This window comes from Arthrobacter sp. zg-Y179, from assembly GCF_020907345.1.
Lineage (GTDB): Bacteria > Actinomycetota > Actinomycetes > Actinomycetales > Micrococcaceae > Arthrobacter_B > Arthrobacter_B jinronghuae.
In genome coordinates this window covers 307,613-330,556 of the sequence record NZ_JAJJOB010000005.1, presented here as the reverse complement: position 1 = coordinate 330,556, position 22,944 = coordinate 307,613, and the positions used below count along the sequence as shown (strand labels likewise).

General features: G+C 66.8%; 26 protein-coding genes. 11 read left to right on the top strand and 15 right to left on the bottom strand.

The annotated features are described in order from the left end of the window. The first annotated feature begins 10 nt into the window (after window positions 1-10). On the top strand, window positions 11-1,393 hold the full coding sequence (locus LOC56_RS04730; protein ID WP_229950962.1) for a DUF2254 domain-containing protein: 1,383 nt from the start codon (window positions 11-13) through the stop codon (window positions 1,391-1,393). Here LOC56_RS04730 and LOC56_RS04725 read toward each other — a convergent pair. Beyond that, on the bottom strand, window positions 1,390-2,148 hold the full coding sequence (locus tag LOC56_RS04725) for a sulfite exporter TauE/SafE family protein (RefSeq protein WP_229950961.1): 759 nt from the start codon (window positions 2,146-2,148) through the stop codon (window positions 1,390-1,392). The genes LOC56_RS04730 and LOC56_RS04725 overlap by 4 nt on opposite strands. Before the next feature lie 45 nt (window positions 2,149-2,193). Next, window positions 2,194-2,784: a rhodanese-like domain-containing protein gene (locus LOC56_RS04720; RefSeq protein ID WP_229950960.1), complete on the bottom strand. Its 591-nt coding sequence runs from the start codon at window positions 2,782-2,784 to the stop codon at window positions 2,194-2,196. Between the two features lie 101 nt (window positions 2,785-2,885). Here LOC56_RS04720 and LOC56_RS04715 point away from each other — a divergent pair, with 101 nt between their 5' ends. Next, the gene (locus tag LOC56_RS04715) at window positions 2,886-3,143 is read left to right on the top strand and encodes a metal-sensitive transcriptional regulator (RefSeq protein WP_229950959.1); all 258 of its coding nucleotides are present in this window, start codon (window positions 2,886-2,888) and stop codon (window positions 3,141-3,143) included. Window positions 3,144-3,186: 43 nt separating this feature from the next. Here LOC56_RS04715 and LOC56_RS04710 read toward each other — a convergent pair whose 3' ends face one another. Beyond that, window positions 3,187-4,584 (bottom strand): MBL fold metallo-hydrolase, encoded by a 1,398-nt coding sequence (locus LOC56_RS04710; RefSeq protein ID WP_229950958.1) that lies wholly within the window; start codon window positions 4,582-4,584, stop codon window positions 3,187-3,189. 173 nt (window positions 4,585-4,757) lie between these two features. Between LOC56_RS04710 and LOC56_RS04705 the strand changes: the two genes are divergently transcribed. Then, window positions 4,758-4,946, top strand: a complete 189-nt coding sequence (locus tag LOC56_RS04705) for a hypothetical protein (RefSeq protein ID WP_229950956.1) — start codon at window positions 4,758-4,760, stop codon at window positions 4,944-4,946. Between the two features lie 11 nt (window positions 4,947-4,957). Here LOC56_RS04705 and LOC56_RS04700 read toward each other — a convergent pair whose 3' ends face one another. Continuing rightward, the gene (locus LOC56_RS04700) at window positions 4,958-5,578 is read right to left on the bottom strand and encodes a hypothetical protein (RefSeq protein ID WP_229950955.1); all 621 of its coding nucleotides are present in this window, start codon (window positions 5,576-5,578) and stop codon (window positions 4,958-4,960) included. 103 nt (window positions 5,579-5,681) lie between these two features. On the opposite strand from LOC56_RS04700, the gene LOC56_RS04695 reads away from it, so the two are divergent. Continuing rightward, the gene (locus tag LOC56_RS04695; RefSeq protein ID WP_229950953.1) at window positions 5,682-6,248 is read left to right on the top strand and encodes a GNAT family N-acetyltransferase; all 567 of its coding nucleotides are present in this window, start codon (window positions 5,682-5,684) and stop codon (window positions 6,246-6,248) included. Window positions 6,249-6,345: 97 nt separating this feature from the next. Beyond that, window positions 6,346-7,488 (top strand): serine hydrolase domain-containing protein, encoded by a 1,143-nt coding sequence (locus LOC56_RS04690; protein ID WP_229950951.1) that lies wholly within the window; start codon window positions 6,346-6,348, stop codon window positions 7,486-7,488. 24 nt (window positions 7,489-7,512) lie between these two features. Here the strand turns inward: LOC56_RS04690 and LOC56_RS04685 are convergent, their stop codons facing one another. Beyond that, the gene (locus tag LOC56_RS04685; protein ID WP_229950949.1) at window positions 7,513-8,241 is read right to left on the bottom strand and encodes a GAF and ANTAR domain-containing protein; all 729 of its coding nucleotides are present in this window, start codon (window positions 8,239-8,241) and stop codon (window positions 7,513-7,515) included. Window positions 8,242-8,414: 173 nt separating this feature from the next. Between LOC56_RS04685 and LOC56_RS04680 the strand changes: the two genes are divergently transcribed. Continuing rightward, window positions 8,415-8,804: a hypothetical protein gene (locus tag LOC56_RS04680; protein WP_229950947.1), complete on the top strand. Its 390-nt coding sequence runs from the start codon at window positions 8,415-8,417 to the stop codon at window positions 8,802-8,804. A 41-nt stretch (window positions 8,805-8,845) separates the two neighbouring features. Beyond that, window positions 8,846-9,649, top strand: coding sequence for a MerR family transcriptional regulator (locus LOC56_RS04675; protein ID WP_229950945.1), 804 nt, complete (start codon window positions 8,846-8,848; stop codon window positions 9,647-9,649). Window positions 9,650-9,696: 47 nt separating this feature from the next. Here the strand turns inward: LOC56_RS04675 and LOC56_RS04670 are convergent, their stop codons facing one another. After that, window positions 9,697-10,449: a glucose 1-dehydrogenase gene (locus LOC56_RS04670; RefSeq protein ID WP_229950943.1), complete on the bottom strand. Its 753-nt coding sequence runs from the start codon at window positions 10,447-10,449 to the stop codon at window positions 9,697-9,699. Window positions 10,450-10,611: 162 nt separating this feature from the next. Here LOC56_RS04670 and LOC56_RS04665 point away from each other — a divergent pair, with 162 nt between their 5' ends. The 3 genes from LOC56_RS04665 to LOC56_RS04655 all read left to right on the top strand — a co-directional run bounded on the left by LOC56_RS04665 (window position 10,612) and on the right by LOC56_RS04655 (window position 12,490). Beyond that, window positions 10,612-11,013 (top strand): VOC family protein, encoded by a 402-nt coding sequence (locus LOC56_RS04665; RefSeq protein ID WP_229950941.1) that lies wholly within the window; start codon window positions 10,612-10,614, stop codon window positions 11,011-11,013. A gap of 198 nt (window positions 11,014-11,211) precedes the next feature. Then, the gene (locus tag LOC56_RS04660; RefSeq protein WP_229950939.1) at window positions 11,212-11,616 is read left to right on the top strand and encodes a (R)-mandelonitrile lyase; all 405 of its coding nucleotides are present in this window, start codon (window positions 11,212-11,214) and stop codon (window positions 11,614-11,616) included. A 28-nt stretch (window positions 11,617-11,644) separates the two neighbouring features. Continuing rightward, complete coding sequence (locus tag LOC56_RS04655) at window positions 11,645-12,490, top strand: aldo/keto reductase (RefSeq protein WP_229950937.1); 846 nt, start codon at window positions 11,645-11,647, stop codon at window positions 12,488-12,490. Here the strand turns inward: LOC56_RS04655 and LOC56_RS04650 are convergent. The 5 genes from LOC56_RS04650 to LOC56_RS04630 all read right to left on the bottom strand — a co-directional run bounded on the left by LOC56_RS04650 (window position 12,477) and on the right by LOC56_RS04630 (window position 15,790). Continuing rightward, window positions 12,477-13,022 carry a hypothetical protein gene (locus tag LOC56_RS04650; RefSeq protein WP_229950936.1) on the bottom strand — a complete coding sequence of 182 codons (546 nt, stop codon included), beginning with the start codon at window positions 13,020-13,022 and terminating at the stop codon, window positions 12,477-12,479. The two genes, LOC56_RS04655 and LOC56_RS04650, sit on opposite strands and share 14 nt — an antisense overlap. Continuing rightward, on the bottom strand, window positions 13,019-13,264 hold the full coding sequence (locus tag LOC56_RS04645; protein ID WP_229950935.1) for a hypothetical protein: 246 nt from the start codon (window positions 13,262-13,264) through the stop codon (window positions 13,019-13,021). The genes LOC56_RS04650 and LOC56_RS04645 overlap by 4 nt, the downstream gene beginning before the upstream one ends. Before the next feature lie 97 nt (window positions 13,265-13,361). Continuing rightward, window positions 13,362-13,643: a hypothetical protein gene (locus tag LOC56_RS04640; RefSeq protein ID WP_229950933.1), complete on the bottom strand. Its 282-nt coding sequence runs from the start codon at window positions 13,641-13,643 to the stop codon at window positions 13,362-13,364. Between the two features lie 15 nt (window positions 13,644-13,658). Beyond that, the gene (locus LOC56_RS04635; RefSeq protein ID WP_229950931.1) at window positions 13,659-14,780 is read right to left on the bottom strand and encodes a DUF4232 domain-containing protein; all 1,122 of its coding nucleotides are present in this window, start codon (window positions 14,778-14,780) and stop codon (window positions 13,659-13,661) included. 47 nt (window positions 14,781-14,827) lie between these two features. After that, window positions 14,828-15,790, bottom strand: coding sequence for an alpha/beta hydrolase (locus LOC56_RS04630; protein WP_229950929.1), 963 nt, complete (start codon window positions 15,788-15,790; stop codon window positions 14,828-14,830). Between the two features lie 215 nt (window positions 15,791-16,005). On the opposite strand from LOC56_RS04630, the gene LOC56_RS04625 reads away from it, so the two are divergent. Next, entirely contained in the window at window positions 16,006-18,402 is a 2,397-nt protein-coding gene (locus LOC56_RS04625; protein ID WP_229950927.1) for an ATP-binding cassette domain-containing protein, read from the top strand. A 175-nt stretch (window positions 18,403-18,577) separates the two neighbouring features. Here LOC56_RS04625 and LOC56_RS04620 read toward each other — a convergent pair whose 3' ends face one another. The 4 genes from LOC56_RS04620 to LOC56_RS04605 form a co-directional block, all read right to left on the bottom strand. Next, entirely contained in the window at window positions 18,578-20,008 is a 1,431-nt protein-coding gene (locus LOC56_RS04620) for a DUF2252 domain-containing protein (RefSeq protein WP_229950925.1), read from the bottom strand. 195 nt (window positions 20,009-20,203) lie between these two features. Beyond that, entirely contained in the window at window positions 20,204-20,545 is a 342-nt protein-coding gene (locus LOC56_RS04615) for a YnfA family protein (protein ID WP_229950924.1), read from the bottom strand. Between the two features lie 145 nt (window positions 20,546-20,690). After that, window positions 20,691-21,890 (bottom strand): low temperature requirement protein A, encoded by a 1,200-nt coding sequence (locus tag LOC56_RS04610; protein ID WP_229950921.1) that lies wholly within the window; start codon window positions 21,888-21,890, stop codon window positions 20,691-20,693. Window positions 21,891-21,939: 49 nt separating this feature from the next. Next, window positions 21,940-22,896, bottom strand: coding sequence for a D-2-hydroxyacid dehydrogenase family protein (locus LOC56_RS04605; protein ID WP_229950919.1), 957 nt, complete (start codon window positions 22,894-22,896; stop codon window positions 21,940-21,942). Window positions 22,897-22,944 lie beyond the last annotated feature (48 nt).

The following is a 22,944-nucleotide window of genomic DNA, read 5'->3' as shown; positions in this document are numbered from 1 at the left end:
AGGGGCACCGATGAGCAATACCGTGCATGGTTCGTCCACTTTTCCGCCGCACCACCCGGTTCCGGAGCCACGCTTCCGGGTGTCCCGGGACGCGCTGCGGGCCTCCCTCTGGTTCTGGCCCACCTGCGCGTCGCTCGCGGCGGTGCTGCTGACCCTGCTGCTGCTGCAGGTCCGCCCGGACGACGACGTCGCGTGGGCACGCTGGATCTGGCCCACCGGTGTCGACGCCGCGAGCAGCCTGCTGCAGACGGTGGCCACCAGCGTGATGACGGCTGCCACCGTGACCTTCTCGCTGACCGTGGTGGCACTGCAGCTGGCCTCGCAGCAGTTTTCGCCCCGGCTGCTGCGCGAGTTTGCCCGGGATGCCCGCACCCAGACTATTTTGGGTGTGCTGATGGGAACCTTCATGGTGTCCATCACCGGCCTGCACGGCATGGATGCGAACCGCCCCGTCCCCGTGCTGGTGGTGGGTCTGGTCTACATTCTGGGGATTGCCAGCGGCGTGGTGCTGCTGCTGTTCATCGGGCACATCACCCGGTCGCTGCGGGTGGACACCATGATGCTCAACGCGCATCAGGGCTGCCTGGCGGTCCTGCGCGAAACCTATCCCGCGTCTGATACCGGCGAGGTGCAGGACTTCCCTCGGCCCGGCGGCGGCACTCCCGTTCCGGTCGGACGCAGCGGCATCGTGCAGGCAGTGCACGCGAAGCCCCTGGTCCAAATGCTGCATGAACACGGTCTGACTATGCGGATGGAGGTGCAGCCGGGCGACCACCTCACCATCGGAACGCCGGTGGCCCGGGTCTGGAGCGACGACGGCGGCCCGGTCCCGCTGGGTGCCGTGCGCGAGTCCCTGGCGGGTGCACTGGAGATCGGCTACGAACGGACACCGGAGCAGGACGCCGCGCTGGGGCTGCGCCAGCTGACCGACATTGCGGTCAAGGCCATTTCCCCGAGCATCAATGATCCGATCACCGCCGCCCACGCGCTGGGCTACTGCGCGGATCTGTTGGTGGATATCTCGCACCGGCGGCTCGGCCCCGAGGGGCAGGAGGATAACGACGGCGTGCTTCGGCTGGTTACCGTGGGCCGCGACTACCGCTACTTCATGGACCTGGTCTGCGGCCCTGTCCGGCGCTTCGCCGATTCCGAACCGATTGTGCTCACCGCCGTGCAGCGTCTACTGCGTGACTGTGCGGCCAATGCCGTCAATGACGAGCAGCGCGGGGAGATCCGCCGGCAGTCCTCGCTGGTGCTCGAGAACACCTCGCGGAACCTTGCGGTGGCAGACGGGCAGGAGGTCCGCGACATGGCCCGCCGGGTGGAGGAAGCCCTCCTGGGCGACCTGGAGTCCGCCTTTGCGGACCGGGCGGGGGAGACCCGGTCGGTCTAGGGCAGCAGTTCCATGGCCAGGACGAAAATGCCCATGGCCAGTACGAAGAACCCGAAGCCCCGGCGCAGTGCGGCCTCCGGAATGCGTCCTACCAGCCGGGAGCCGATCAGTGACCCGACGACGGCCGCGGCGGTGACACTGCCCACCAGGGCCCAGTCCAGGGACACGGTGGTGAGGTAGCCGGCCAGCCCGGCGAAGGACTTCAGGGAAATGACCACCAGCGACGTTCCCACCGCCACGGGCATGGAAAGTCCGCCCAGCAGGGCCAGCGCCGGGACCACGAGGAAGCCGCCGCCGGCTCCCACCAGCCCGGTCACCAGACCCACCGCAAGGCCTTCGACAATGACCTTCCCTACCGGGAGCTCCTTGCTATGGGATTCCAGGGTTCCGCCCCTGCGCCCGCGGATCATCGCCACCGAAGTTGCGATCATCATCAGGGCGAAGGCGACCATCAGCACCGCTCCCGGTATCCGCCCGCCAAGCAGGCCGCCGCCAAACGCCCCTGCCATCCCGGCCGCGCCGAAGAGCAGCCCGGTGCGCCACTTCACCCGGCCCCGGCGGGCGTGCCCGGCGGCGCTGAAGGCCGAGGTCACGCCGACCACGAACAGCGAAGAAGCAATGGCCTCGCGGGGGCTCATGCCGGCCACGTAGGTCAGGATCGGGACGGTGAGGATGGACCCGCCGCCGCCGAGCAGGCCCAACGAGAGCCCGATCAGCACGGAAAGCAGGAGGGTCGCGGCGAGGGTAACGGTCATGGATGGTGTCCTTGGAAGCGGGGGAGCGGTAGTGGGGCAGGCGGGTTAGCGGACCACGGGCAGCTGGCTGATGACGGACTGGGCCGTGGGCTCGGAGGCCGCCTTGTTCCAGGGCATCTTCGACAGGGCCTGGCCCATGGCGCAGGTGTTGGTCGCAGCCGAGAAGGTCAGCCCGGCGCCGATTCCTCCGGCCAGCAGGCGCACCTTAGGGGAAATGAACCGGCCGCCGGCGAGGCCGGCGATCACCAGGGAGCCTGCCGCCATGCGGACCTGGCGTTCCAGCGACCAGCGCTGGGCGCCGCGGACGACGTCGCCGCCGGCCGCCGCGAAAGCGGGCACACCGCCGGTGAGGACCCGTGCGGTGTCGATGCCGGCACCGGCGAGGCGTCCGCGGGCCTGCTCGGCGCGGACGCCGGACTGGCAGACCAGCACCACGCGGTTGCCCAGGCGTTCGGCCAGCTCGGCAGTGTGCTCGGACAGCAGCGGCAGCGGCACGTTGTAGGAGCCCCGGATATGCAGGCTTTCGAACTCGGCGGCGGAACGGACGTCGAGGACCGCGAGGTCTTCGTGCCGGCTCATCCAGTTCTGCAGGGTAGCCGCGTCGAGCTCGGTTGCGGGGGAAGCGGAGGAGGCCATGGGGCCCTCATTTCTGTAGGTAGGTAGTTCTGCGGGAACGCCGGAGCGAAACCCCTGGGGGTATACTTCCGGTAAGAAAATCACCACCGGAGGAGAAGTCCATGCAGCTGGATAACAGCGAACTCGCACCTGTCATCAACCGGCTGAAGCGGGCGCAGGGACAGCTGACCGCAGTCACCCGCATGCTCGAGGAGGGGCGGGACTGCAAGGACATCGTCACGCAGCTGGCAGCTGTGTCGAAGGCACTGGACAAGGCAGGGTTCGCAATTATCGCGGCCGGACTGGAGCAGTGCCTGCTCAATGATGACGGTTCGATGGACAAGAAGGACCTGGAAAAGCTCTTCCTCTCCCTGGCCTAAGCGGCAGGGGCGGCGGTAGCCCGCCGCTCCTGCCATCCGGAAATCAGCTGTTGATGCGGGCCTGCATGCTGGACCAGCCGGCGTAGCTGCCGTCCAGTTCGACGACGTCGTACCCCGCCCGGCGCAGGGCGCTGGCGGCCACGGAATTGCGCACCCCGCTCTGGCAGTACGTCACGATGGTGCCCTCGTCCGGCAGTCGGTCCAGGTTCCAGAGCACCCGGCCGGCGCTGAGCTGCTCCGAGCCGGGAATGTGTCCGGCGGTGTGCTCGGTGCGGTTGCGGACATCAAGGACCAGGGCTGCGTCAAAGCCGGCCAGCTCCTCCGGCTGGATCAGCCGCGGCGTGGTCTGCGGCAGCCCGTCGATGGTGGTGGTGAATCCGGCCACCCGGTCAATGCCGACCCGGACCAGGTGGTCCCGCATTTCCTGCGCGGACTCCTGGCCGGCGGCGAACAGCACCAGCGGGCGGTTGTCGGTTTCGGGGTCCACGGCCCAGGCGCCAAAGCTGGCGGTCTTGGTGCCTGCGGGGATGTTCACTGATCCGGTGACGGTTCCCCCGTGGACCTGTCCGTGTGGACGGGTGTCTACGAAGGTGAGGGTGTCCTGCGCCAGCCCGCGGGCGACGTCGTCGGCCGGGAGTTCCTGCAGCGGGGCGCGTTCGCCCATCACGGCCGGCCCCTGCCGGTTTTCACGCTTCATCCGGCCGAAGTAGGCGTGGGCATCGGGCTGGCCGTCGAGCAGTTCACCCACGAAGCCCTGCTCGTCATTGGCGGCAAGGTACTGGCCCCACCATGCGTAGAGACGTTCGTAGCCCACGGTGGTGGAGGGGAGTGCGCCCAGCGCCTTGCCGCAGGCGCTGCCCGAGCCGTGGCCGGGGTAGACCTGAACGTGGTCAGGCAGGGTCAGGAACTTCTCCTGCAGGCTGCGGAAAATCTGCCGGGCGCCTTCGAAGCGGGTGTCCACGCCGCCGGCGGCTTCGTCCAGCAGGTCGGGCCGGCCCAGGTCTCCGGAGAAGACAAAGTCACCGGAGAGCAGGTAGCCGGGTTCGCTGCTGAAGGCGCCGTCGGTCACCAGGAAGGAAAGGTGTTCCGGCGTGTGGCCCGGGGTGTGCAGGGCCGTGAGGGTGATATTGCCGAGGGGAATGGTGTCGCCGTCGTGCAGGCGGGCTGCCTCGAAGCGGTACTGCCAGTCTGTGCCGCCTTCGCCGGAAACATGCATGTCGGCGCCGGTGGCGGCCGCGAGCTCGCGGGTGCCGGAGAGGTAGTCGGCATGGATGTGCGTCTCGGTCACCGCGACAATGCGCATGCCGTTGGCGGCGGCGAGCTCCAGGTAGGTGTTGATGTCGCGGCGGGCGTCCACCACCACGGCCTCCCCCTGGCGCTGGCAGCCGATGAAGTAGCTTGCCTGGGCCAGGTCCTCGTCATAGATGCGTTCGAGCAGCATGGAATCTCCTTTTCTAGACACCCCCGGGGGTATCCGTTCTGCTTCGACGGTAATACCTAGGGGGGTATGTCCGCAAACGCGAGGGGCGTGCTTTTGCATACCCTAGGGGGTATCTGCCACGATAGTGGAGGGGCGCAGTGTCCCGGAGGAATTCGAGCCAAGGAACAAGCAGAATGTGCCGAGCAGTGACGTGCCGCAAATGCGGCAAGACCACGTGGGCCGGGTGCGGAAACCACGTTGACCAGGTGATGCGCGGGGTGCCGAAGGCGGACCGCTGCAGCTGCGGAGCGGACGCCGGCAAAACGCCGACCGGTGCGCAGTCCGCCGGCGGATGGCTGGGGAAACTGTTCGGCAGGAAGTAAGCAGGGCCGGCCTAACGGCCGTCGGGCTGCATTCCGTGCCTGATGGACAGGACGGCTTCGGGGGTCACGGCCACGCCGGCGAAGTCCTGCAGTGCCAGGCAGGCCTCTCTGCTGCGCCCCCGGCGGGCGGCGAGATCCGCTGCGTCCTTCACGGCTTGGTCCCGCTCGTCGGCACCGTAGCAGTAGGCGGTGTCTTCGACAGGGGAGTTGGCGTTGCAGTGCACGAGGACGGTGGTGCCGCGCTCACCGTCCGCCCCGGAGTCGATGATCTCGTAGTACGGCTCCCCGATCTTCTTCCAGACGGTGCCGGCGATCACGAGGAACTCGTCCGCGGCACTGCGGGCGGCCTCCTCTGCCGCTGACTGGTCCTTCGTCCGGAAGAGTCCGTGGATGTGGGCGGAAAGGTCTATGACCTCCCGGGCGTCCTGGCCCAGGCTGACGAACCAGTTCCCGCCTCGGATGCGGAGCGATTCGCCGGAGTATTCGCTTCCAGGCTCATAAACGCCGGCGACCGGAGCTTCGGAGATGTCCACGGATTCCACGTCCATGCTGGTTTTGAAGACTGTGTCCGGGCGCTGCCAGGGCAGGAGCTTCTTACGCTGAATGCTGGCGCTGAGACTGACGGTGGTCATGCTTCCTCGATTCCGTGCGGGGCAGGTATCCGTACATTGTCTCCGAGGGATCCTCCAGCCGCGCCTTCTGCCACCGCAGGCGAGGCTGTGGCAGTCTGTCGCCATGGAAACCAGCACCGGCATGCCCTCCTGGCCGTCCGTCGACCCGCAGCATGGAGGTGTGCGCCTGCGACCCTTCCGGGATGAAGACATGGCAACGGTCATGGAGATGTCCCGGGACGAATATTTCCCCGCTATCGGCACTCTGGCCGGGAACGCCAGCGCTGCACAGGCGCTGGAGTGGGTGCAGCGGCAGCGGAACCGGTACGCGGAGGGCGCAGGATTTTCCTTTGCGGTGGCCGACGCCGGCACCGACCGTTGCGTGGGACAGCTGGGGTTGTGGGTCCGGGAGCTGGAGAAGGGCCGCGCCCAGGCCGGCTACGGGATTACGCCGTCGGCCCGCGGCCACCGGTTTGCCGCCTCGGCGCTCCTGGCCGCGTTGGAGTTCGCTTGGACTATGCCGGAACTGCACCGCGTAGAGCTGTACATCGAGCCGTGGAATACCGCCTCGATCCGCACCGCCGAAATTGCGGGTTTTGAGCAGGAAGGACTATTGCGCAGCTACATGGAGATTTCCGGACAGCGGCGGGACCTGCTCATCTATGGAGCGGTCAGGGGATGCAAGGGGTAGCCGGTGTCCGGGACGGTGTGTCAGCAATCATCCGCTCCGGTGCACACATGGCTCCCGTCCGTTGACTCCCTGCCCCGCGGAAGCGGACAGTTGAGGCATGCCAGGCATCGCCGCACCCCTCTGGGGTTCTCTGACCGAGACCGTCCAATCGGGCTGGTGTCCGGGACTGGTGGCAGGGGTCCGGATCAACGGGCAGACCGAAATCTTCGCCACCGGGTCGCTGGGACTTGACCAGTCCGAGTCGATGGAAGAGGACACCCCGTTCCGCATCTCCTCACTGAGCAAGCTGATCGGCGGCGCCCTGGCTATGAGCCTGGTGGCCGACGGCACGCTCGGGTTGAATGATGAGGCCGGCCGCTGGCTGCCGGGGCTTGCGAACCTGCGGGTGCTGGCCACCCCTGATGCCCCTCTGACGCTGACCGTCCCGGCCCGCGGCCCCGTCACGGTACGCCATCTGCTGACCTTCACCGCCGGGCTCGGCGTCGACTTAGATCCGACACCCTATGTGGCCGCTACCCAGGATTTCCTCTGGGGACCCAACCCGCCGGACATGACCCCCGAGGAGTATCTGACTCGGCTCGGCAGCCTGCCCCTGGCATATCAGCCGGGGGAGCGCTGGATGTACCACTCCAGCGCGGACGTGCTCTCGGTCCTGCTTCCGGCAGCCACGGTCACGCCCCTGGATCAGCTGGTGCAGGAGCGGATCAGCGAACCGTTCGGGCTGACCGGCACCGGGTTCCCGACGGGCACCGAACATTTCCCGGTGGTGTACGCAGCCAACGACGACGGCGGGTTGTTCGAGGCGGTGTCCTACCGGGATGCACTGGCAGGGCCGCCGAAGTTTGCCTCCCTGGCTGGCGGGATGGTCTCCACCGTGCCGGACTTCCTGCGCTTCCTCAGCGGGCTCGCGGATGACACGGTGCTGCCGGCCGAGCTGCGGCACCAGATGACTGCGGACCAGCTGACCTCCCTGCAGCAGGTCGGCGTGGCTGAACTGGCAGGCCCGGACGAGTCCTGGGGATTCATGACCGCCGTACAGACCGGACTGGGCGCGCCTTGGTCCGAGCCGGGCATGTGGGGTTGGCTCGGCGGATCCGGGACCAGCGCCGCTGTCTATCCCAACGGAGACATCGGCGTCGTGTTCACCCAGCGGTTCCTGAGCGGCCCGCAGGATCATTTCGATTTCTTCTGGAAACCGTTCGGGGAGCTGCGGGGGAGTATTCGGGACACCGCTACATAGCTGGCCGCGGTCAGGTAAGTCTTCCTAGGCGAAGTGGGTTGCTACCTTGGCGGCGGTCACCGATTCGACCAACCGTTCAGCCAGCTCGCGTAGCTTGATGTTCTGGTGGCTGGACGCCCGCCGGAGGATGCCAAAGGCCTCTTCCTGGCTGCAGCGGTTCTGTCCGGCAACGATACCGACGGCTACGTCGATGGCAGTGCGGGATTCCATGGCCTTCCGCAGATCTTCGGTGACGTCCTTGTGGTTCGCGATCTGAACGGCAACCTGCAGCGTGATCGCTGCTTCCGCCGCGTATTCCTCGACTGCACGCACGAAGTCATCGGTGAAGATGTCCGTGCTCTTGCCGTAGAGGTTCAGGGCCGCGCCGCCGTCGTCACCAATGAGCAGGGGTACGGCGAGCATGGAATAACAGCCCAGGCCGTGGATAGCCTCGAAATATTCGATCCAGCGTGAACCGGTGCGGGTATCCGCCACCAGCGTCAGTTCTCCGCTCTCCGCCGCGTATAGGCACGGCCCGTCACCGTACCCGTACTGGAGTTCATCGAGCTTATTGGCCTCGGTACTGCTGCTGGCCACGGTCTGGGCGCGTTTGTCCCGCTTCAGGGTGATGCTGCTGAGCAGTTGGTTTGGGTCGCTGAAAAGTTCGGCCGCCTGCCCGGCGAAGGCTTCAAGAAAAAGCTCCATGCCCGGGTTATCCAGAATGAGTTGCTGGAGCTGCGCCGCAACTGAGGTTCCACGAGTGAGGGCTGTCATTGCACCAGCTTACCGAAAAGGCGTATCCGCGCCCGGTGCAGATCGGGGGGCTTTGGGACGACGGCGCGCGGGCGGCGGCAACGCGGCCTGAGGCCTGGGAGCGTTACGCTCCAGAAGGGACGGAAGAGCCCTAGGATAAGCGCAATCCCGCAGCTCAGCAGAAACGAGGCCCCGTGTCCACGCCCCGCTCCGACCCGCAGAATGACCAGTACCCCTACCCTTCGACAACGGAAGCGGGGGATCAGCCCCCGACGTCGTCGACTCAGTTCCCGCCCTACCCGATGTCTGCCCAGCGGCCCGGCGGGCGTGCAGCGGGGGAGAGTTTCAAGAACCAGTCGCTCTTCTTCGGCGTGTTTGGACTGATTGCTGCTGGCTTCATCCTCGGTCCCATGGCCATCTACTACGCGCAGAAAGCCGAAGCGCTGAATGTCCCGGCAACCGGGGGCAAGGTGCTCGGCTGGGTCAACGTGGTCATCTGCGCCATCACTGTGGCCATGTTCCAAGCGACGATTTATGTCCTCGTGTTCGCTGCATTGACCGATTTCGGGGACCCCTACTTCTAAATGCTTGACCCTGACACAGTGGCAGGCAGGAGAACTGAGGCATGTTATCCATCGGAGCCTTCGCACAGATCGGCCAGGTGACCCACCGCATGCTGCGGCACTGGGACACCGCCGGGCTGCTCGTACCGGCCCACGTGAACGAGTTCAGCGGCTACCGCTCCTACGATCCCTCCCAGCTGGAACGGCTGCACCGGATCGTCGCCCTCCGCCAGCTCGGCTTCGGCCTGGAGGAAGTTGCCTCCATTCTCGATGCCGGAGTCGACGCCGACCGGATCGCCCGGATGCTCCGCATCCGGCGGGCCGAGGTGGAGAGCGAACAGCGGACGGCCGCGGCGAGGCTCCTCGACGTGGAACGGCGGCTCCACCTCATTGAAAAGGAAAATGCCATGTCCCAGATAGAAATTGTGCAGAAGTCCCTGCCCGCGGTCCGGTTGGCCGCCCGCACCGCCGTCGTCTCCGAACAGCACGAGGTGGCCGGCGTCGTCGGGCCGCTGTTCGACGCCGTGGCGGAGGTCCTGGCGCCCACGGGAGCTTCCCTGGATAAGCCGATCGCCCAGTACGAGGTGAGCGAAAACGGCATGCACATCGTCGCCGGGTACGCCGTCGCCTCGGCTGGTCCCGACGGTGTGGAGATGGTGGATCTGCCGTCCGTCCCGACGGCCATCTGCGGTGTCCACCTTGGCACCATGGACCACATAGGCGAAAGCTGGCAGGCGGTGCATACGGAGACCATTGCCCGCGGCTTTGTACTCTCAGGCCCGTGCCGCGAGGTGTATATCCGTGCAGTGTCCGCTAACCAGGCGGACTGGGTCACGGAGCTGCAGCAGCCCGTCCGGCCAGCGTAAGGGGACCGCGGACCGGCAGTCCTTGCCGGTCCGCGGAACACGCGGGTTTAGACGTTGTAGATCTTCCCGGCGGTGATCCCGCCGTCCACCACGAACTCCGCGCCCGTGGAGAAGCTGGACTCGTCGCTGGCCAGGAAAACGACCACACTGGTGACCTCTTCCGGAGCAGCCGGCCGGGTGAGGGTGGTTTCCGAGAAATCGATGGGCTTCTGCCGGCCCATGACGGCGGTCATCGGGGTCTGGATGGATCCCGGGTGCACCGAGTTGACCCGGACGTGGGACGCGGCGAGTTCCAGTGCGGTGGACTTCGTCAGCCCGCGCAGGCCGAACTTCGACGCCGTGTAGCCGTGCATTCCGGCGATGCCCTCCAGCCCGGCGGTGGAGGAAATGTTGATGACCGACGACGGCGCGGATGCCTTGAGCGCCTCGACTGCTGCGGACATGCCGAGGAAGGGGCCGGTCAGATTGATGTCCAGGGCCCGCTGCCAGCGCTCCGCCGGGTATTGGCCGAGGGGTCCGCCGTCGAGGATGCCGGCATTGTTCACCAGAATGTTGAGCTTGCCGAAAGTGTCCAGCGTGGCTGCCACGGCGGCGGCCCAGTCCTCGGCGCTGGTGACGTTCAGATGTACGTAGCGGGCGGCGTCGCCCAGTTCCGCGGCCAGGGCGGCACCGGCGTCGTCGTTGATGTCGGCAATCATCACCTTGGCGCCCTCGCGCACAAAAGCCCGCGCATGGGAGGCGCCCATGCCGCTGGCTGCGCCGGTAATCAGGGCTACTTTGTCTTTGAGTCGTTCGCTCACGGTTGGATCCTCCTGGTTGAATTGCCGGTTTGCACGGCACGTTCCCGCTGGGTGGGGCGGGGCCCATTCCGATCGTACGGCGGCGGAATCGGGCAGAATCCGGCGGAGGGGCCCCGTTGTGGGCAGTGTCATATCCGTAGGAAACCCTTTAGGCTCCTCCTCATGGCATCCCTGATCTCCCACACCTCCTTCGACAGTCTCGACGCCTACGGCCAGTCCGTGTTCTGGGGCCGGATCCTCGGCTTCCGGGAAGACCCGGAGGAGCCGAACCGGCCGGGCGAAGAGGAATGCATGATCTTCTCGGCGGACGGTACGCAGCGGCTGCTGTTCATCGAGGTTCCGGACGCCAAGCAGATCAAGAACCGCGTCCATCTGGACTTGAAGCCCGCCGAAGGTACCCGCGACCAGGAACTCGAGCGCCTTCTGGGGCTTGGGGCCCGCGAAGTCGATGACCGGCGCAATGCGGACGGCACCGGGTGGGTGGTGCTCGCCGATCCCGAGGGCAACGAATTCTGCATCCTGCGCAGCGATGAGGAGCGCAGGGCGTCCGCGGCAGCAGTTTAGGACCGCTGGTCAGAAGCGCCGGTGCCGGAGCGGAACTGCCGGAACATAATGCCGCTGTCCGGTGCCGAGTCCGTGCGGAGGCCCTCCCGCCTGCGGCTCACCGCTTGTACTCTCGAAGGGCCGACGGCGGCCGAATGACCGCAGCATCCCCGCAACCACCCGGGCACCCCGCCGGGCCCGTTCGCCCAGGGAGGCATCATGCAACTGGAACCGCGCAGGCCCAGCACCAAGGGGCCGGCACACATGTTCACCGGCGACGTCTGGTTCGAAGTCATTGCAGCACCCCAGCCGGCACCGTCCCGGATGCGGGTCAACGCTGTGCACTTTGCTCCCGGTGCCCGCACCGCCTGGCACGTCCACGCCGTTGGGCAGACCCTGCACGTCACCGAAGGCTATGGCCTGATCCAGTCCCGCGGCGGGGACGTCCTGACGATGCGGCCCGGCGACACCGTCTACACCCCGCCGGGGGAGTGGCACTGGCACGGCGCCGCCCCGGACAACCTCATGACCCACCTGGCCATGTGGGAGGCCCCGCCCGACGACGGCGCGGAGTCCGACTGGGGAGAGCTCGTCACCGACGAGGAATACGGTGCCCGGCCCTGATCCCGGAAGACGATCGAAAGGAAAGCCGATGGAGAATGTCACCCTGAACAACGGCGTCGAGATGCCGATCCTGGGCTTCGGCGTATACCAGGTTCCGCCGGATGAGACCGAAGAGGCCGTCAGTAACGCGCTGGCCGCTGGATACCGCTCGCTGGACACGGCCGCGGCCTACCAAAACGAAGACGCGGTGGGGCGTGCCGTGCAGAAGAGCGGTTTGGCGCGCAACGAACTGTTCATCACCACCAAGCTCTGGATTCAGGACAACGGCGAGGCCACCACCACGCGCGCCTTCGAGACTTCGCTGCAGAACCTGGGCACGGAGTATGTGGACCTCTACCTGATCCACCAGCCCTTCGGCGACGTCTACGGCGAGTGGCGGGTCATGGAACAGCTTTACAGTGACGGCGCCGCCCGGGCCATCGGGGTCTCGAACTTCATGCCGGACCGGCTGCTGGATCTGATCATGCACAACGACGTGGTTCCCGCGGTGAACCAGATCGAAACCAACCCGTTCTACCAGCGGGCGGTGGAGAACCAGCTGATGACCGAACGCGGCGTCCGGCACGAGTCATGGGCGCCGTTCGCGGAGGGGAAGAACAACCTCTTCTCCGATCCCACGCTCTCGGCCGTCGGCGAGGCCCACGGGAAGTCCATTCCCCAGGTGGTGCTGCGCTGGCTCATTCAGCGCGGGGTGGTGGTGATCCCGAAATCGGTCCGGCCGGACCGGATGGCGGAGAACTTCGATGTGTTCGACTTCGAGCTCAGCCCACAGGAAATGGCGTCCATCGCGGACCTCGATACCGGGAAGTCCCAGTTCTTCGACCATCGGGACCCCAGGGCCGTGGCCCGGCTGAGCGGGGTCACTTTGGACTAGTTTCGGGGGCCCGATGCAGGTCCCGCACGAGGTAGAGCCACGGGAAGGACCGGCTGCCCACCTCCCAGCCGTCCGTTTCGTAGTGGGAGGACGGCCGGGTCCAGATCACGCGGCGGTGTTCCCACTGGGTGTCCGTCTGCAGCATTCGGTGCCGCAGCATGTCGACGCCGATGGTGCGCCAGCCCAGCCGTCCGGCCAGTTCCAGTTCGGGCATTTCATCGAAGGCCGTGACCGGGCCCAGCCAGCGCTCGCGGGAACCGGGAGGCGGCTCCTCCGTCCGCGCACCGAAACGCTGCTGTACCGCCTGCCGGGTCATCCCCAGCTCCCGGCCCAGCGCGGCCCAGCTGACTCCCGCGCTCCGGGCCGCTGCGACGGCCCGGTGCTGCAGCTGCTGGCTTGCCTGCTCGGCGGCCCCTGCCCTGGCCACCAGGGCGAGGTGGTCCGCCTCGGTGAGGGTCCCGGCGTCGTCGTAGTCGCCGAGGATCAGTGCGCCGATCTGCTCCTGCAGATCGGTGACCGGCCCGCGGGTCACGGCTGTTCCCCGGCATCGCGGCTGGGCAGCCAGTACTCCCTGCCGCGGCTGTCCGTGTTTCCCCGCCGGACCAGCGTGACGGCAAGGTACACGCTGCCCACGATCAGGGCGCCGCCAGCGCCCTGGCACAAGCCCTTGGGGAAACCGTGCAGGTCGAGCAGCAGCCAGATGGCAAATAGTGCAACACCAACCAGAAACATAAGTGCGGAGTAAACGGCGGTGAAGATGCGGAAAGTTCTCATGGTGTCAATCAAAGCTTGACACCCTCGAAACGTCAAGTGTTTGTTGACATGTTCTTTTTATGGCTCCCGGTACTCGCGTATTTTGCGTTCGCTGCGGCTACCGTGCAGGGACCGGTGCGCCACGAACGGCACACCGCCAGGAAAAGGAGTGGAACATGGAAACTTCAAGGCTGTCGTTGTGGTCAACCGGGTCGGTGCTGTCCATCGGATCGAAGAATTCGGTGTTGTCGATCGGCAGTGTGGGATCGGCGTGTTCCATCGGTTCGATCGGATCGTTTGGGTCGGTGCTGTCCATCGGGTCCGCACTGTCCGCGGCGGCGGTGATGTCCTGGCTGTCCGTCGGGTCGATAATGTCCGCGCGGTCGAAGGCCGGGGTCATGGCCGCGGGGAAGGCCTAACCGGCAGGAGCCCAGGCGGTGACCGTCAGGAAGCCGGGTTCCGCCAAGTCGATGTCCGCCTCCAGTTCCTGGCGCTGGGTCCCGGAGTAGGGGGCCACCAGCAAGGTGCCTACCCGAACCACGCCCGCGCCGGCGGTACCGCGCCAGCCGATCGAGGCCGTAGCTTCCTCGCCCGGAGCCAGCGTCACCGGCTCCACCGGAGCGTCCTGGGTCATGTGGGAGCCGCCGTGCACCGCGGTGATGCCCATGACCCAGCCGTCGCTGCTTTCAAAGTCGAGGTCAGGGTAGCCCTGCACCGTGCAGGACCGGGTGCCGGTGTTCCGTAGCGTGATCTGCGCTGCCCGATGGCCCGTTGCCGCATCCCATCCACCGATCGACGGCTCTACTTCTTCACCGGTGCACCACAGCGGGTCCGGCTCGGAGAGGGCGGCGCCCACCGGGGCGGCACCGTAAACCGTTGGCTCCGGAGTGGGCGTCGCAACAGGCTCCGGGGACGGCTGCGAGGGATCGCCGCGGGCGGTAAGCGGCAACGCCACCAGCACGGCCGCCGAGAACAGGACGAAGGCGCCCAGGGACCATCCGCGCTGCGGAGCCATTCTGCGCTCCGGCGGGAGGGCGTCGTCGTCGTGAGTGCGCGAGGTCAGCGACACGAGGGCGGGGAGCCATCCCCAAGCGACGCCCCAGTACGCCCCGGTGAGCAGAACCGGAGAGACCGTAGTGAAAACCCATGCCTTGCGTGCCATCGGCCAGTCGGCCAGCACCAGTCCAGTGCCCAGCACCGCCGACCCCGCTACGGCCGCTAGAGCGATGGCCATCCAAGCTGCGAGGAAGGTGGTGTGCCGCGGCGTGGCGCCAGTCCTTCCCGGTGCCGGCAGGAGTGCCAGTGCGGCGGCCGCTACGGCCAGCGCGGTAAGCCCGGCCACCAGTACCCGTCCCGAATTGTCCAGCAGCACCTGGGCGCGGATCGGCAGCGTGTCCGGGAATACCAAAGCGGTGAAGGCGGCCGGTAGCCGGCCGTCATTCACCAGCACCGAGTATCCCAGTCCGGACAGCAGCCAGAGCGCGGCGACGACGGCGGGAAGAAGCAGCGGTTTCAATCCTGCGGCAGTGTTCCCCATGCAGCGAGGGTACCCCGTCATCCTCAAGCCGGATCCGGCCGCGGCAGTTACCGCACCGTTGCGGGTGTGAGTTGCCGCCGCAGCTCCACGCATAGTTCCGCCAGCGCCTGCGGCGCGCTGCGGCACAGCCGCGGGAAGGCCAGATAGCCGTGCGGCATTCCTACATAGGTGGTGACACGGACGGGAACGCCTGCCTTGCGCAGCGCGTCGGCGTAGCGCAGCCCGTCGTCGCGGATGGGATCATGCTCGGCCACCTGGATCAGTGCCGGCGGCAGCCCGGTGTGGTCCAAGGCCAGCAGGGGCGAGGCATAAGGGTTGCTGCGGTCTTCCAGATTGGGGACGTAGAGGCTGCCGTAGCGCAGAACGTCCTCCTTGGTGAGGATGGGCGCGTTGGCGTTTTCCTCGATGGACGGGCTGCCCAAGGTCATGTCGGTGGCGGGGTAGATCAGTCCCTGGAACGCGATGGCGGGACCTGACCGGTCCCGGGACATCAGCGTCAGCACCGCTGCCAGGTTGCCACCGGCACTGTCCCCCACCACGGCGAGCCGGCCGGCGTCGGCCTCCCATTCATCGGCCCGGGCGGCTACCTCGAGCAGTGCGGCATAGCAGTCCTCCGCCGCGGCGGGCCAGGGATGCGTCGGCGCCAACCGGTACTCGAGGGAAACGACGACGGCGCGTGCGTCCCGGGCAATGGTGCTGGCCAGCGAGTCATAGATGTCCAGGTTGCCGACCGTCCAGCCGCCGCCGTGGATCAGGACCACCAGTGGCAACGGACCGACGGCGTCCTTGGGACGGTACACCCGCACTGGGATCCTGCCTTCGGCTCCGGCAGCGGTGTCGTCCTTCAGCTTTACGCCGGAAGCGACGCCGCCCAGCACCCAATCCAGTACCGGGTTGTGCTTGATGGTGCGCTGCTGGTCGGAGAGGATCTGTTCCTCGCTCTTGCGGGCCACGGAGGTCCGCGCCAGCACCCTGCCCACCAGCCGTACCCGAAGATCAAGCTTTGCCATGTTCGTACCCTTCCATCGATCCTGCCGAGCTAGGCCTGAATATAGCCCTCCACAGCCTGCCCCGCTCGGCGGCCGCCGAGCCGGCGCCGTCGTCGTTCCTGTTAGCCGTTGCCGCGCCCGGAGTGACCGGGCAGAATCGGACCGACGGCGGAAGGCACGGGGCAGCGAGTCCCGGGCGCATGGAGCGGGCGCAGTCCCGGGCGGATGGAGCGGCAATGAGCGCGGACACCACAACCAGCACCGGCGCCGGGCAGGCGTCGCACGCGGCAGACAGCCATGATGTGATCCGGGTGCAGGGCGCGCGGGTGAACAACCTGCGGGATATCAGCATCGAGATTCCCAAGCGGCGGCTGACGGTGTTCACCGGGGTGTCCGGCTCCGGCAAGAGCTCGCTGGTGTTCGGCACCGTGGCCGCCGAATCCCAGCGGCTGATCAACGAGACTTACAGTGCCTTTGTGCAGGGCTTTATGCCCTCCCTGGCCCGGCCGGAAGTGGACCTGCTGGAGGGACTTACCACCGCGATCATTGTCGACCAGGAACGGATGGGTTCGAATCCGCGCTCTACGGTAGGCACCGCCACCGACGCCAATGCGATGCTGCGGATCCTGTTCAGCCGGTTGGGGCAGCCGAACATCGGCCCGCCCAACGCGTATTCCTTCAATGTCCCGTCCGTGAAGGCCTCCGGCGCCATCACGGTGGAGCGGGGCGACGGCAAGACCCGGGCGGAAAAGGCGGTGTTCAACCGGCTCGGCGGCATGTGTCCCCGGTGCGAGGGGACGGGAGCCGTCACGGATTTCGACCTCACGGCACTGTTCGACGGCGCGAAGTCACTGTCCGAAGGGGCGATCACGGTGCCGGGCTACAGCATGGAGGGCTGGTTCGGGCGGATCTACGACGGATCCGGTTTCTTTAACATGGACAAGCCGATTGCAAAGTTCAATAAGCGCGAGCTGCATGACCTGCTCTATAAGGAACCCACCAAGATCAAGGTGGAGGGCATCAACCTCACCTATGAGGGACTGATCCCCAAGATCTCCAAATCCATGCTGTCCAAGGATCCCGAAGCCATGCAGCCGCACATCCGTGCCTTCGTGGAACGGGCCATCACCTTCAGCACCTGCCCGGAGTGCGACGGGACCCGGATCAGCCCGGAGGCACGGTCCTCGAAGATCGACGGCCTCAACATCGCCGACGTCTGCGCCATGCAGATCACCGACCTGGCTGGCTGGGTCCGCGGGCTGAAGGAACCCTCGGTGGCGCCGCTGCTGGCCGGCCTGCAGCACCTGCTGGATGCGTTTGCCGAAATCGGGCTGGGCTACCTCTCGCTGGACCGGCCGTCGGGCACCCTCTCCGGCGGCGAATCGCAGCGGACCAAGATGATCCGGCACCTGGGTTCCTCGCTGACCGACGTCACCTACGTGTTCGACGAACCGACCATCGGCCTGCACCCGCATGACATTGCCCGGATGAACCAGCTGCTGCTGCAGCTGCGGGACAAGGGCAACACCGTGCTGGTGGTGGAACATAAACCCGAAACCATCGCGATTGCGGACCATGTGGTGGATCTGGGGCCGGGCGCCGGCACCGCGGGCGGCGCGGTGACCTATGAAGGGCCGCTGGACGGACTGCGGAAGAGCGGCACCCTGACCGGCCGCCACCTTGGGGACCGGGCCCGGCTCAAGGACTCGGTGCGGCCGGCGTCGTCGTCCCTGGCAGTGCGCGGTGCCGCCACCAACAACCTGCGCGACGTCGACGTCGACATTCCGCTGGGTGTGCTGGTGGTCCTCACCGGGGTGGCAGGCTCGGGCAAGAGCTCGCTGATCACCGGGTCGGTGTCCGGGCGGGAGGGCGTGGTGACCGTGGACCAGGGCGCCATCCGCGGCTCCCGGCGCAGCAACCCGGCCACCTACACCGGCCTGCTGGAACCGATCCGCAAGGCGTTCGCGAAGGCCAACGGGGTGAAACCGGCGCTGTTTTCCTCTAACTCCGAGGGAGCCTGCCCGTCCTGCAACGGCGCCGGGGTGATCTACACCGAGCTGGGCGTCATGGCCACGGTGGAATCGGCGTGCGAGGACTGCGCGGGCCGCCGCTTCCAGGCCTCGGTGCTGGAGTATCGGCTGGGCGGGAAGGACATTGCGGAGGTGCTGGCCCTGTCGGTGACCGAGGCGCAGGAGTTCTTCGGCGACGGCGAAGCCCGCACCCCGGCCGCACATAAAATCCTGAGCCAGCTGGCCGACGTCGGGCTCGGCTACCTGCGCCTGGGGCAACCGCTGACCACCCTTTCCGGCGGGGAGCGGCAGCGGCTGAAGCTGGCCACGCACATGGGCGGCAAGGAAGCGGTCTTTGTGCTGGACGAGCCGACCACCGGCCTGCACCTTGCCGACGTCGAGCAGCTGCTGGCCCTGCTGGACCGGCTGGTGGATTCCGGGAAGTCCGTGATTGTGATCGAGCACCACCAGGCGGTGATGGCGCATGCGGACTGGATCATCGACCTGGGTCCGGGCGCCGGGCGCGACGGCGGGAGCATCGTGTTTGAGGGGACACCGGCGGAGCTGGTGGCGGGGAAATCGACGCTGACCGGGGAGCATCTGGCCGCGTACGTGGCGGGGTGATCTGCTGCCGGTCGGGGATTTTCCTGCCGGTTTGGGAAATCCCTCCGCTGCGCAATGGCAGGGATTTCCCAAGCCGGCAGGGTTTTCCCAAAGTGGCAGCATTTCCCAGCGGACCCGGGGGTAGGGAGCCGGGCAGAGGGGGACCGGGGCAGCAAGGCAAGCGGGGCTGCCGCTCCTAGACCCCTTCGACCGCAGGCAGCCGCCCGGAACGTACGGCGTCGGCGAAGGCCTGGTAATCCTGCTCGTTTTGATCTGCGTACCGCTCGCAGAAGTCAGTGATCGACTTATCGAACTTCTCGCTCTTGCCAAGATAGGCGGCGATCGCGACCGGGTCTCCTGATCTGGCGTGGGCCCGGGCCAATGTCCAGCCGCAGGTGCGGGCGTAAAACTCCATCCCGCGGGGCGTCATCGTTTCCACGACCACCGAGCCCTTCATATCCCGCAGCTGGCGCCAGTACAGGTACCGGTTTTCCTGCACTCCCTTGGTCCAGCCCAGGAAAATGTCGCTGGCGGCCTGCATCCTTCGCTGACCCTGCACTACGCGCTGGCCCGGCTGGCGGTATCTGCTTTTGGGCAGGTGGTCCTCAAGGACTGACCGTGTTGCTTCCTTGACCTGCAGGAACAGCGGGTCGTCTGAATCGCGACCCTGAAGCAACGCGATAAAGCCCCGGGTGCCGACGCTGCCCACACCCACCACCTTGCGGGCGATATCGACAAGTTCGAAGCGCTCGAGGAGGTGGCGCCTGTCGTCCTGCAACGTGGCCCGGTAGGACCGGAGCTGTTCGCGGGATTCCTCCCACATCTGGTCAGCGGATAAGCCGAACGAATCACCGAACTCCCTGAGCGGGATGACGATCGGCGGTTGGCTGACGATTCGGTACTTCCCGTCCACGCGCTCAGCCAGCTTGGCGAGTGCCTGCAGGCTGTCCCGGGAGCGCGCCTTCCGGGTAATCTTCTCCGCCGTCTTTCCGATCCGCTTCGCGGCCTTTTTCTCCGCCTTTCCCTTGCCCGTCCCCAGCTGGATCGTTGACAAAACATCCTGCTCCGTCAGACGCGCGTACCAGATGTCCAGCGTTCCCATCTGCGCGAACTCGCGCATCGCTTCGCGGTAAGCCCGAACCGCGGCAAGGGTTGCCGAGCGAGCCTCTTCGTTGGTGAAGGAATTGTTTCTGGCCGCAATGGTGAAACTCGCGGACATCCGCAGCACGTCGTATTCGAATGGTCCCGGAAGTGTTTCGTCGAAGTCATTCAGGTCGAACACCAAGGTCCGCTCGGGTGAGGCGAATACCCCGAAGTTCGACAAATGGGCGTCGCCGCACAGCTGGACGGTCAGCCCGGATCGAGGTGTGTCCTTGAGGTCTGCGGCCATGATCTTGGCTGCACCCCGGTAGAAGGTGAACGGAGAGTCGAGCATCCGGCCGTGACGCACCGGCACGAGGTCCGGCTCGCGGGTGGGATTCTGTGCTTCGAGGAGCGCGACGGGGTCCGGGCGGTCGGGCGCGGGAACCCACTCCTGGTGGGCGGAGACGGGTGTTGCTTGCCGGCAGTCCTTGCCTGCTGCGACGCGGTCCGCAACGGTCGGGTGCTTGACCTCGGTACTGGCCATGATCGGCGACCTTTCTGCAACGGCTTGTTGCGCCACCCGGCAGGTCTTGCGGGGGTCAGCCTCTGAACGGCGGCCGACGCCCACAGAATAGCGGATTGGCCTCCCCGAGGGGATGGGCCCGACGTCCGGGGACGGTCCCGCCTCCCGATTTCACCGCCGTCTTCCCGGGCCAATTTCGCCGGCTCCCGGAATCATTTACGACACCGGACTGCGGGGCGCGAACATGATCACGGCGACCCCTGCCAGACAGATCATCGACCCGAGGATGTCCCAGCGGTCGGGCCGGAAACCGTCGAAGACCATGCCCCAGGCCAGCGAGCCGGCCACGAACACTCCGCCGTAGGCGGCCAGGATCCGGCCGAAGTGTGCGTCCGGCTGCAGCGTGGCCACGAAACCGTAGGCTCCCAGGGCCATCACGCCCAGGCCCGCCCACCACCACGCCCGGTCCTCCCTCACGGACTGCCACACCAGCCAGGCTCCGCCGATTTCGGCGGCAGCGGCCAGCAGGAACAGCAGGATGGTTTTTGCAACGGTCATGGCATCCATCCTGCACGTTGTCCGAATCCCTGCGCTTTGTGACAATCCCTGCGCCGCGCAGTGCAGGGATTGTTACAAAGTGCAGGGGAATCCAACCCGGGCGGCAAATGTCGTCCGGTGCGGCAGGGAAGTATCAGCCAGCGGGTCACTCCGAGTGCGCACCCCGTACCCGGTGCCGGACCTCGCGGTACAGCAGGGCCTCCACGGCAACCAGCCCCGCAATCAGTGCGGTAACGAGGAGAAGCGCCGTCAGGGAGGTCAACGGCGGAGCAGCGGCTATCAGGACCAGCAGCAGCGCAGCCGTACCCAGCCGCCACTTCTTCCAGCCGCTGCCCATCCTCCGCCAGAACGCCGCGCTGGCCAGCAGGTACACCGCCGGTCCGCCGAACAACGCGAAAGCCCCGACCCGGCCCAGAGTCTTCCCCTCCTCCACATGCGCCAGCACGTCCTCTACCCCCAAGGCCGTGAGGACAATGCCGGCCACGAGGGGCAGGTGCAGGTAGGTGTAGGCGACGACGGCGGCCGAAGACCGGACGGACCCGCGCAGGGCGGCGAAGCGGTGTTCGGCAGCGACTGCGGTGACGTCGAAGTAGAGCCACCAGAGCCCGATGGACAGGCAGATTCCCGCCGCCGCACCGGCAAGCACCGGGATGCTGACGGGCACCTCGGAGGCACCCACGCCGATGGAGACGATGGATTCGCCGAGCGCGAGGATGATCACGAGCCCGTACCGCTCGGTCCAGTGCACGGCCGACTGGACCCGCCAGTTCCCGTGCCAGGAGATGAGGAAGGTGATGCCGGTGTCCAGCGCCATGCCGGCGAGCCAGAACCAGGTCTGGGCGGTTCCGCCCAGCAGTGCCCCGGTGATGACCAGTGCCGCTCCCAGGACGGCGGTGACGGTCAGCTTGGCTATCTGGCGCCGCAGCGGCTGATCGTTCCCGGCTGCGTACACGTACAGCCCCAGGTGCAGGATCCGGACCGCGGTGTATGCCAGGGCAAGGACCAGCGGACCATCGAGCCCGCCGTCGAGGTCATTGAAAGCCTCGGGGATGGCCAGTGCGGCAATGAAAATCGACACCATGACCGCGGACAGGCCGAACCGCATGAGTCCTTCATCGGCGTGTGCCTGGTTGGCGAGCCAGGAAAAGGGCGCCCAGGACCACCACAACAGGACCAGAATGACCATCCCCTGCAGCACACCCAGGAATGAATACTCATGCACCATAAAGCCGGTGACCTGGGTGAAGGCGAACACGAACACCAGGTCAAAGAACAGTTCAAAGGTGGTGACCCGGTGCGTTTCGTCCGAAATGCGGGCATGCGGCGGGCGCGGCAGATGCGGCATGGCACAAAGGATAGGAGTCCGCGGCTCCGGCCAGAAGACCGGCCGGCGCCTAGAGTTCCCGGATCGGGGTCCCGGCCAGGAACGCCGAGATATCCTCCACCACCTGCGGAAAGAACGTGCGGTAGTTCCGCTCGGTGACGTACCCGAGATGCGGCGTCGCCAGGACGTTGGGCAGGTCCCGGAACGGGGAATCTGCCGGCAGCGGCTCCTCGGCGAACACGTCCAATCCGGCGCCGGCAATCGCCTGCCGGCGAAGGGCCTCGAGCAGGGCAGCCTGGTCCACGATCCCGGCCCGCGAGGTGTTGATCAGGTAGGCGCCCGGTTTCATCAGCGCCAGCTCCCCGGCCCCGAGCAACCCGCGTGTCCGGTCGCTCAGCACCAGATGGATGGACACGACGTCGGACGCCGCCAGCAGCGCCTCCTTGGTGGGAGCGAGCCGGGCGCCGGCCGCCTCGGCCCGTTCGGCGGTGAGATTCTGGCTCCAGGCGAGAATGTCCATCCCGAACGCCGCGCCTACCCTGGCCACCTGCGCGCCGATTTTCCCCAATCCCAACAGCCCGAGCGTGGCTCCGTGCAGGTCGGTGCCGATGGTCTGCTGCCAGGGTCCGCCGTCCCGCAGGGCATTGGCTTCCGGCACGAGGTGCCGGCCGAGTCCCAGGATCAAAGCCCAGGTGAGCTCGGCGGGCGGCGTCGAATTGCTCGCCGTTCCGCAGACGGTCACACCCTGCGCCCGGGCCGCGACGAGATCGATCGAGGCGTTGCGCGCACCCGTGGTCACCAGCAGCTTCAGGCGGGGCAGCCGGGCGAGGAGGCTCGCCGGAAAAGGGGTGCGCTCGCGCATGATGACGACGACGTCGAACCCGGCCAGGCGCTCAGCGACGTCGTCCTCGTCGGCCAGGTGGTCGGAGAAGACAGTCAGCTCAACCTGATCGTGCAGCGAAGTCCAGTCGGCGAACCGGGTGGCGGCGTGCTGATAGTCGTCGAGCACTGCGCATGTAACAGTCACGGACACTTCCCTGCTGCGATGGACGGACGGGGAACGGCTGGGAACAAA